The organism is Pseudomonas brassicacearum subsp. neoaurantiaca (genome assembly GCF_013608025.1).
GTDB lineage: Bacteria > Pseudomonadota > Gammaproteobacteria > Pseudomonadales > Pseudomonadaceae > Aquipseudomonas.
This window is the reverse complement of sequence record NZ_VDLV01000045.1, coordinates 59289-69637: the sequence shown is the minus strand read 5'-3', so window position 1 is coordinate 69637 and position 10349 is coordinate 59289. Positions and strand designations below refer to the sequence as shown.

The window sequence follows — 10349 nt, the reverse complement described above, 5'->3', positions numbered from 1 at the left end:
CTGGCGGTGCTCAAGGCGGGTGGCGCGTATGTGCCGCTGGACCCGGATTACCCGGCCGAGCGCGTGGCCTACATGCTCGATGATAGTGGGGCGCGGGTGTTGCTGACTGAGCAGGCAGTGACGTTGACGGTTCCGGTTGGAACCGAAGTGCTGATGCTCGATCAGCTCGACCTTTCACGCTATCCGTTGAGTGAGCCGGTCACAGCGGTCACACCGGACAACCTCGCCTACGTCATCTATACCTCCGGCTCCACCGGCAAACCGAAGGGCGTGGCCATCGCCCACCGTAACGTGCTGGCGCTGATCGACTGGTCCAAATCCGTCTACAGCCGCGACGACATCCAAGGCGTGCTGGCCTCTACCTCGGTGTGCTTCGACCTGTCGGTGTGGGAGCTGTTCGTGACCCTGGCCAACGGCGGTTCACTGATCATCGCCCGCAACGCCCTGGAGCTGCCGCACCTGCCTGCCCGCGACCAGGTGCGGCTGATCAACACCGTGCCTTCGGCGATTGCCGCCTTGCAGCGCAGCGGTGAGATTCCGCCAAGCGTGCGCATCATCAACCTGGCCGGTGAGCCGCTGAAGCAGAGCCTGGTGAATGCCCTCTACCCAACACCCCTCACCTGTGGGAGCGAGCCTGCTCGCGAAAGCGGTGGGTCAGTCAATGATGGGCTAACTGATGGGACGCCTTCGCGAGCAGGCTCGCTCCCACAAGGGGTTGAGCATGTCTACGATTTGTACGGCCCTTCGGAAGACACCACCTATTCCACCTGGACCCGCCGCACCCAAGGCGGCACGGCCAACATCGGCCGCCCCCTCAAACACACCGCCAGCTACCTGCTCGACGCGAACCTGCAACCCGTCCCCCAAGGCGTCTCGGCGGAGCTGTACCTGAGTGGTGCCGGCATCACTCGGGGCTACCTCGGCCGCGCCGCCATGACCGCCGAGAAATACGTGCCGAATCCGTTCTCCACCACCGGCGAACGCCTGTACCGCACCGGCGATCTGTGCCGTTATCGCGCCGACGGCGTGCTCGAATACCAGGGCCGTATCGACCATCAGGTGAAGATCCGCGGCTTCCGTATCGAACTCGGAGAAATCGAAGCGCGGCTGTTGCAGCAACCCGAGGTCAACGAAGTCGCCGTGCTGGCCCAGGAGGGGCCGGGCGGGCAGCAGTTGGTCGCCTACGTGGTGGCCTCGCTGGACGCCGACACCCTGCGCGATCCGCTCAAGGCTCGACTCAAGGAGCACCTGCCCGACTACATGATCCCGGCCCACTGGCTGTTCCTCGACCAACTACCGCTGACTCCCAACGGCAAGCTCGACCGCCAGGCGTTGCCGGGCGTGGAAACCGGGGGGATGCAAAACGGTGACGAACCACCTGCGAATGAATTGGAGCAACAGATCGCCAACATCTGGCAGGAAGTCCTGGAAGTGGAGCAGGTCGGGCGCAACGATCATTTCTTCGAACGCGGCGGTCATTCCCTGCTAGCGACCCAGGTCATCTCCCGGCTGCGCAAACTCATGGGTTATCCGCTGAGCTTGCGTGATCTGTTCGACCATCCACGGCTCAGCGCGCTGGCGGCGCTGATGAGCGAGAGCGGTGACGCAACCGTGCGTGCAGGCGATTCCAACACGGTTCGGCTCAAGGCCCATGGGCCAAGGCAATCGGCACCGCTGTCGCTGGTGCAACGGCGGTTGTGGATCGCCGAGCAACTGTCCGGCGGTACTTCGGCGTATGGCATGCCCATGGCCCTACGCTTGAGCGGCGAGCTATCGGTCGAGCGGCTGATGAGCAGTTTTGCCGAAGTGACGCGCCGTCACGCCGTGCTGCGCACCGCGTATGTCCAGGACGACGAAGGCGATCCACTGGCGGTGATCGCCGACGAAGTCCAGCTGGATTTTCCGCTGATCGATCTTTCCGATCTTTCCCCCGGCGCGCAGCAGGAGCAGGTGGCCCAGGCGACGCTGGACAATGCTCGCACCCCGATCGACCTGGAACAGGCGCCGCTGCTGCGCGGGCGGATCCTGCGCCTGGGCCCGACCGAGCACGTGTTGTTGTACGCCATGCACCACATCATTTCCGATGGCTGGTCGATGGGGTTGTTGATCAACGAACTGGTGCAGATCTACGAAGCCGCTTCGCGCCATGAACCGATGCCGCTGGCGCCACTGGACGTTCAGTACCACGACTTTGCCCTGTGGCAGCAGGCGTTGGAAGACCAGGGCGTATTGGCGCGCCAGGCCGACTATTGGAAGCAGCGGCTCGACGGTTACAACGGGCGCCTCGATCTGCCGCTGGACAACCTTCGCGGGCAGACCTCGTCGTATGAGGGCGATGCGTTGCAGTTCGAACTTCCTGTCGAACTCAGCGCGGCATTGCGGCGGCTATCGAGCGAGGCCGGCGTCACGCTGTACAGCACGCTGCTGGCCTCGTTCCAAGTGTTGTTGCATCGTCTCTGCGCCGCCCAGGACCTGGTGGTGGGGGCTGACGTGGCCGGGCGCGAGCAACCTGAGCTGGAGCGCTTGATCGGCTTCTTCGTCAACGTCCTGCCGCTGCGTTCGCGCTTCGATGCGCGTGTGACCTTCAGCCGATTCCTGGCCCAGGCCCAGGACGCTCTGCTCGGCGCGCTGGAGCATCAGGATTTGCCGTTCGACCAGATCGTCGACGCCTCGGGCGTGCCTCGTCACAAAGGCATGAACCCGTTGCTCCAAGTGTTGTTCGTGATGAACAACGTACCGGTGCGCACGCGCTCCATGGCGGGCATGAGCGTGGAGTTCCTGCCGGCGCTGCAGAACCATTCTAAATTCGACATGGCATTGTTCGTTGACGAAGAAGAAGGGCAATTGCGCGGTAATTGGCAGTTCGCCACACGCTTGTTCGGACATGAGCGCGTCCAGTACCTGATCCGGGCCTGGACGACCCTGCTGGAACAGATCGTCGCTGATCAGGACATTCAATTGGGAGCTATCAGCATGCCAGTCGACAACGTGGCGACAGTCGCCACGCCAACCAACGTCTCGGGGCCCAAGGCCGACAAACTGGGCAAGTTCCTCAAGCGCTCGGCAACACCTGCAGCGCGGCCGCGTCCGGCGTTGGTGCGTGAATCGCTGGTGGCGGCGCCTCAACGTTTTCCGCTGATGCTGGAGCCCGGCGAGCCGCACCTGGACGTCATCGAGTGGATCCGGCAGAACCGGCCGTTGATCGAGCAGAAGCTGGCCGAACACGCCGGCATCCTCTTCCGTGGTTTCGCGCTGGACGGCATCCAGGGCTTCGAAGCGTTCGCCGAAGCGATTCAACCGGGGCTGTACGGCCAGTACGGCGATTTGCCGAAGAAAGAAGGGGGCAAGAACACCTACCGGTCCACGCCGTACCCGGAACGCAAGATGATCCTTTTCCACAACGAGAGCTCCCATCAGGACCGTTGGCCGCGCAAGCAGATGTTCTACTGCGAGCAGGCCGCCCCCGTCGGCGGCGCGACGCCGGTGGTGGACTGCCGCCTGATGTACGAGAAGTTGCCAGCGGACCTTCGCGAAAAATTCGAAGGCAAGGGGCTGCTCTACGTGCGCACCTTCACCGACAAGCTCGACGTGTCGTGGCAGCACTTCTTCAAGACCGAGGATCGCCGCGAAGTGGAGGCCCGCTGCCGGGCAGGCGGCATCCAGTGGCGCTGGCTCGACAACGACGAATTGCAGACCCGCACGCCAGGGCCTGCGATCATCACGCACCCGATCACCGGGGAAAAATCCTTCTTCAACCAAGTGCAGTTGCATCACCTCTATTGGCTCGAGCCGGACGTGCGCCAGGACCTGTTGTCGATGTATGGCCTGGAGCGCATGCCCCGACACGTCTATTACGGCGACGGCACCCCGATCGAAGATGAGGTGATGGCGCGTATCGGTGAATTGTATGAAGCCTGTGCGGTGCGTTTCGACTGGCAGAAAGGCGATGTGATCCTGCTGGACAACATGCTGGTGGCCCACGCCCGCGACCCGTTCGAAGGGCCGCGCAAGATCGTCGTCGCCATGGGCGACATGTATGACCACGCCAGCCTGCAACGGCCATCGACCGTTGGGCAATCCGCCCGGGGCGCATTCAATACCGAGGAAACCGGAGCATGAACGAGGTGATGATGGACACGCAGGACGCGGGTTTCGCCCTGGCGCCCGAGCAGCAACGGGCGCTTGAGCAACTGTCGGGCACGGTGAGCTGTGGCGAGGCTTTGCGCTGGGTGAGCGTGGTCATCGACGGCGATTTCGATCCGCAGCGATTGCAGGACGCCTTCGACAGGCTAGCGGCGCAGCAGCCGATGTTGCTGGCGCGGCTGGTAAAGGTCGCCGGTTTCCACGGTTTGCGTCAGGTGGCCCACGCCGGGTGCTTCCCGCTGACGACGCACGCAAGCGAACAACCCGTCGAAGAGGTCCAGGCGCAGATCGGCGAAACCCTGGGCCGGGCTTTTGTGATCGGCGAATCGGCCGGTGTCCAGGCCGTGCTTTATCGTCTGGCGCCTCGGCAATGGCAACTGCTGCTGGGCATCGCCCGCTACTGTGTCGATGCGCCATCGATGAACCTGCTGCTGGGGCAGGTACGGCAGGCTTACGCGGGCCAGGCGTCAGAGGACGAAGCGCCGGGCGAATTCGCCCAGTATCTGGAATGGCGCAGCGAAGTGGTGCTGGATGAGGATGCCGCCACCGCACGAACCTATTGGCAGCGACACCTGCAAGGTTTGCAGGTGCAGATCGACACGCCATGGCTGGCCGCGCGCCGCGCTGGCAGCGGGACCGCCGATGCGCATGTGTCACTGGCGTTGCAACCGGCCCGGCGCGATGCTTTGCAGCGCTTGGCCGATGAACTCGGGCAACCGCTGGAGACGCTATTGCAAGGCGCATGGTGGCTGCTGTTGGGGCGCTTGAGCGGGTCCGACCAGGCGCTGGTGGCCGTGCGTCACGACAGTCGCAGCGATTACGATTACTTCGCCCATGCCATCGGCGTGTTCGAGAAAACCCTGCCGCTTTGCGTCCAGTTACCCGCCAGTGCACCGTTCAGTGAGTGGCTGGGAGAATTGGCAGCGCATCTCGAAACCCATCGCACCTGGCAGGAATACTGGACGGCGGAACTGGCGCCTGACGCGGCGTATCCGGCCTACGGTTTCGCGGTCGGTCGGGCAAGATTCGTCCACAGCGACAGCCGCCTGAAGTGGACGGGTTCTTCGCTTGTGCAGACCGATCCGCTTGAGCTGCTGCTGCAGGTTCAATTGGACGATGCCCTGCAGCCTGTCGCGATCGACCTGCATTACGCCGACGCTCGTTATTCGCAAGCCGCCGCCCGCACCGTGCTGGAACAATACGACGCGCTGCTGGCCTCTATCGTTGCGGCCGCTCAGACACCGCTGGGGCAGCTCAACCTGCTGGGGCGCAGCGAGGAACAGCGCTTGCGGGCGATCAATCCGCCGATGCAGGCGCTGGCCGATAACCGCTATCTGCCGCAGCGCATTGCCGATCTGGCGCTCAATACGCCGGACGCGATCGCCCTGACCGACGCCCATCAGTCCTTGAGCTACGGTCAGCTAAACGCACAGGTCCAGCGCGTGGCCCTCGGCCTCCAGGACCAGGGCTTGGGCGAGGGTTCGATTGTCGCCCTGGCCTTGCCGCGGTCGGCGAAGCTGGTGATCGCCATGCTGGCGAGCTGGCGCATCGGTGCGGCGTACCTGCCGCTGGATACCCAATGGCCCCAGGCCCGTCAGGCGTTGATGCTGGAACAGGCCGGCGCCGCGGTGGTGCTGACCGATGCGGCGCGCCTGCCAGCATGGCAGGGCCATCCGCACAAGGCGCTGACCTTGGCCGGTTTGAGCCCAGCGAACGCGACGTTGCCGGCGCTGGCGACCAAGGGCAACGACATCGCCTACGTGTTGTTCACGTCCGGCTCCACCGGTGCGCCCAAAGGCGTGGTGATCGAGCATCGGCAACTGCTTAACTACACCGCCCAGGCCAGCCAGGCGTTGGCGCTGGATCAATGCAGACACGTGGCCTTCAGCTCCACCGTGGCGGCGGACCTGGGCAACACGGCGCTGTTTGGCGCGTTGTTCAATGGCGCGACGCTGCATGTCGCCGGCGACGAACAGATGCAGGACGGCGCGTTGTTTGCCGGGTTCGTGCGCCAGCATCAAATCGATTGCCTGAAGATCGTGCCGTCGCACCTCGCCGCGTTGCTCGCCAGCGAGCAAGCGACATTGCCGCGCACCCTGGTGCTCGGCGGCGAGCCGATTGCTTCGACCTTGGTCGAGCGCATTGCCCGGTTGGGCAGCGATTGCCGGATGTTCAACCACTACGGCCCGACCGAAGCCACCGTCGGGGTCATGATTCATCCGTTGTCATTGAAGGGCGACGATGACTGCTCGGCGCTGACCCAGGTGCTGGGTAACAACCAAGTTTACGTACTGGACGCTGAGCGGCGGCTGGCGCCGGTGGGCGTGCTGGGCGAGGTGTACCTGGGCGGCGCACAGTTATGCCGGGGTTATCTGAATGCCGAGACCGATGAGCAGACGTTCATTCAGAGTCCGTTCGATCCGGCGCAGCGCCTGTACCGCACGGGCGACCTGGCGCGCTATCGCCCGGACGGCGGGGTTCAGTTGCACGGGCGGCGCGATCAGCAGGTCAAGGTGCGGGGGTTCCGTATCGAGCTGGCGGAGATCGAGGCCGAGTTGCTGCGCGTGCCTCAGGTGGGCGAGGCGCTGGTGTTGCCGGACGAGCAGGGTTTGCGGGCATTTATCGTGGCACGCCAAGTCCTGTCTTCGGATGTGTTGGACACCGCGCGGGCGCAACTGAACGCACGCTTGCCCAGCGTGATGGTGCCGCAGCATTGGCACCTGATCGAACGCTTCCCGCGGCTGGCTAACGGCAAGATCGATCGCCAGGCGTTGCAGCAGTTGGCGGTCGCGACGGGCCATGAAGAGGGCGCCGGACCCCGTGACGGACTCGAACAATTGCTCGCTGCGCGCATGGCGCAACTGCTAGGAATTGAACGATTGGGCATCGACCGCGACTTCTTCGCCGCCGGCGGTCATTCGTTGCTGGTGATCAAGTTGGTGGCCGGCATTCGCAAGCTGTTGCAGTGCGACATCCATCCGGGGCTGGTCTTCGATCATCCGACCGTGGCGTCTCTGGCGATGGCCTTGCGGGCGGAGGAAAGCAGCCCGGGACAACTGGAGAAAATCGCCCAGGCACGCCTGCGCATGGAGGCGATGAGCCCCGAAGAAAAAGCGCGATTGACCGAGCAGGCTCGGCAACTGCAAGCCGCCAAGGCGGCGCAAGGTAGTTGACCGGGCATGAACAAAAGGCCGACGCCCACAAGCGTCGGCCTTTTTTGTAACTTCTGCGCAAATGATAAATAAACTCATTCCGGTTTTCCCCGGGTGCTGCGTCTTACTAAGGTATGCGGGCAAATCGGCTCGGGCAGGGCAGCCCAGGCGCCGGTTATGTCCAGGAAAAATTTCGCTGTCGTCCAGCCGGATGACCGTCCCGGGGAGGGGCCGGTCAGCAGGTACACCGTGCTGGCGAACGGCAGGCCCTTCGGCCCAATGGACTTTTCACTTCTACCAATAATAGAGAGCACGATGTCGGCAATTCATGAGTTGAAACCGCTGTTCAAGGCACTGGTCATGTCCCGCGGCCTGCGTTCGCGCCGGGTGTTGTCGGGCCTGGGTCTGGTCGGTGCGTTGTCGTTTAGCGCCCAGGTGATGGCGGAGGACGTCAGCATCAACATCCCTGCGCAGCCGCTGCCGCAGGCGTTGCAAGCGTTCGGCCAACAGACCAACCAGCAAGTGATCTACAACGCCGACGAATTGGCCGGCCTGAAAAGCAATCGCGTCAGCGGCAAGATGAGCCCGCAGGCAGCCATCACCGAGTTGCTCAAGGGCACCGGCGTGCGCCACAGCGTCGAGGGCAACACCCTGATGTTGGTAAAAGGTTCCGCCAGCGCGGGCCTGGAACTGGGCGCGACGACCATCAACGCCGAACAGCTGAATGCGACGACCGAAGGCAGCCACTCGTACACCAGCAATGCCGTGACGATCGGCAAGGGCACCCACACCCTCAAGGAAATTCCCCAGTCGATCACCGTGATGACGCGCAAGCAGATGGATGACCAGAACCTGGTCAATCTCAAGGACGCCGTCAACCAGACCACCGGCATCGTCGGCCTGCAGGGCGTCGGCCAGGGCATGATCCTGTCGTCGCGCGGTTTCCAGATCGACGACTGGCAGTACGACGGTGTGCCGATCCCGCGTAACACCTATTCGCTGGGCAACTGGGCGACCCAGGACCTGATTTTCTATGACCGCCTGGAAATCCTCCGTGGCGCCTCCGGCCTGCTGCAAGGCACCGGCAGCCCCGGCGGCGCCGTCAACCTGGTACGCAAGCGTGGCCAGAGCGCACCGACCGTGACCTTGACCGGCAAGGCCGGCTCTTGGGATCACTACGGTCTGCAACTAGATGCTGGTGGCCCGCTGAACGACGCCGGCAATATCCGTGGCCGTATCGTCCTTGACGAAGACCAGAGCAATTCCTTCGTTGACCATGCCTGGAGCAAGACCCATTCGATGTACGGTGCGCTGGACGTCGACCTCAGCGAAGACACCACCCTGGGCTTGGCGGTCAGCCAATCCAATGGCGAGTCGCGCGGCAACATCCGTGGTTTGCCGCGCTACGCCGACGGCTCGATGCCGGACGTGTCGCGCTCAACCTACACCGGCGCGCGCTGGAACCGTTCGGAAATAGACGTCACCACCTACTACGCCGATCTGGAGCATCGCTTCAACGATGATTGGGCGTTCAAGGTGGGGGGCGTGTATATGAGCGAGGATAACCAGGCGAAAAACCAGCGGGTCCAGAGAAATGGCGGTCTCTTGCCCGACGGCAGTGGCGTGCAATATGCCGACTTCCTGACCGACTTTCAGTCCACCAAGGCCGGTCTGGACATGAACCTGACCGGCAAGTTCGAAGCCTTGTCGATGGAACAGGAGGTCATGCTGGGTGGCAACTTCTCGCAGTTGGAGACGGATGATAAATATGCCCGTACCTTCAACAGCACCAGCGACTCGATCTTCGACCTGGACAATGACCGCCCGGACATCAGCTATGACAGTTTGATCGCTGCGGGCGGCATGGGCGTCCTCAGCAAGTACGACGTGCGCCAGAAAGGCATGTACGGCACCTGGCGCGTCAAGCCGGTGGATGACCTGACGCTGATCCTGGGTTCCCGGGTCAGTTGGTACGACCTCAGCTATAAGTCGAAAAATGAACTCGCAGCCGGGATTACACGCAACACGCCAAGCTATTCAACCGAAACCGGGGTGGTCACGCCATACGCCGGTATCGTCTACGACTTGAGCCGTGAGTGGGCGGTTTACGCCAGCTATACCGATGTGTTCCAGCCGCAGACTAACGTTGATGCCAGCGGTTCCGTGCTTAAGCCCGTCGTCGGCACCAATTATGAAGTGGGACTGAAAGGTGAGTTGATGGACGGTCGGGTCAATACGTCCCTGGCGGTCTTCCGCTACGACCATGAAAACCGTGCCCTCAATGACGGCGGTTCGGGGTGTGGTGGCTTCGGGTGCTCGACAGCCTCGGGCAAGGTGCGCAGCCAGGGCATCGAGGCCGAAATCAGTGGTGAAGTGATCGACAATCTGCAGCTGTTCGCGGGCTACACCTACAACACCACCAAGAATCTGAATGGCGCGGATGAAGGCAAAGTGTTCAGCAGCTGGACACCGAAACACATGCTGCGCGTGTGGGGCAACTACCAGTTCACTGGGGACTGGAATCGTGTCAGCACCGGTCTTGGCTTTACCACCCAAAGTCATACGTTGGGTTATCTTGCTGACTATGAGGTCCCGGGTTACACGGTATGGAACGCTCGGGTCGGCTATAAGCTGACGTCAGAGATCGATCTGGCGCTCAATGCAAACAACCTGTTCGACAAGACCTACATAGCGCCGGCCTACAACCAGCTCAACGGCAACAACAACTTTGGCGATCCGCGTAACTTGATGTTCACGGTAAAGTACACGCCACAGTTCTGATTTCTCCCAAAACAAAAAACCGACCCGCCTTGTGCGGGTCGGTTTTTTTACGGGGTCAATCTGGCTGGAAACACAAACCCGTGGCGAGGGAGCTTGCTCCCGCTGGGTTGCACTGTAGGAGCCGCCGAGCGAAGCGAGGCTGCGATCTTTTCACTGCCAATTCATTCTGGAGCGAAAGATCAAAGATCAAAAGATCGCAGGCTTCGCCAGCTCCTACAGAGCCGAGCGGGAGCAAGCTCCCTCGCCACGGGAACGCGTGTTCCTACAAAAAAT

At 62.6% G+C, this 10349-nt stretch carries 3 protein-coding genes; all 3 read left to right on the top strand.

The annotated features are described in order from the left end of the window. The coding region (locus tag FHK92_RS22100; RefSeq protein WP_181289988.1) for a condensation domain-containing protein at positions 1-4119 on the top strand (4119 nt) is incomplete at its 5' end. Beyond that, positions 4116-7316 carry a non-ribosomal peptide synthetase gene (locus FHK92_RS22095; RefSeq protein ID WP_181289987.1) on the top strand — a complete coding sequence of 1067 codons (3201 nt, stop codon included), beginning with the start codon at positions 4116-4118 and terminating at the stop codon, positions 7314-7316. The genes FHK92_RS22100 and FHK92_RS22095, both read left to right, overlap by 4 nt. 294 nt (positions 7317-7610) lie before the next feature. After that, complete coding sequence (locus FHK92_RS22090; protein ID WP_181289986.1) at positions 7611-10076, top strand: TonB-dependent siderophore receptor; 2466 nt, start codon at positions 7611-7613, stop codon at positions 10074-10076. Positions 10077-10349 lie beyond the last annotated feature (273 nt).

Excerpts from the sequence above, each read along its gene's own strand:
- FHK92_RS22095 (WP_181289987.1), top strand. The coding sequence starts at position 4,116 with ATGAACGAGGTGATGATGGACACGCAGGACGCGGGTTTCGCCCTGGCG.
- FHK92_RS22090 (WP_181289986.1), top strand. The coding sequence starts at position 7,611 with ATGTCGGCAATTCATGAGTTGAAACCGCTGTTCAAGGCACTGGTCATG.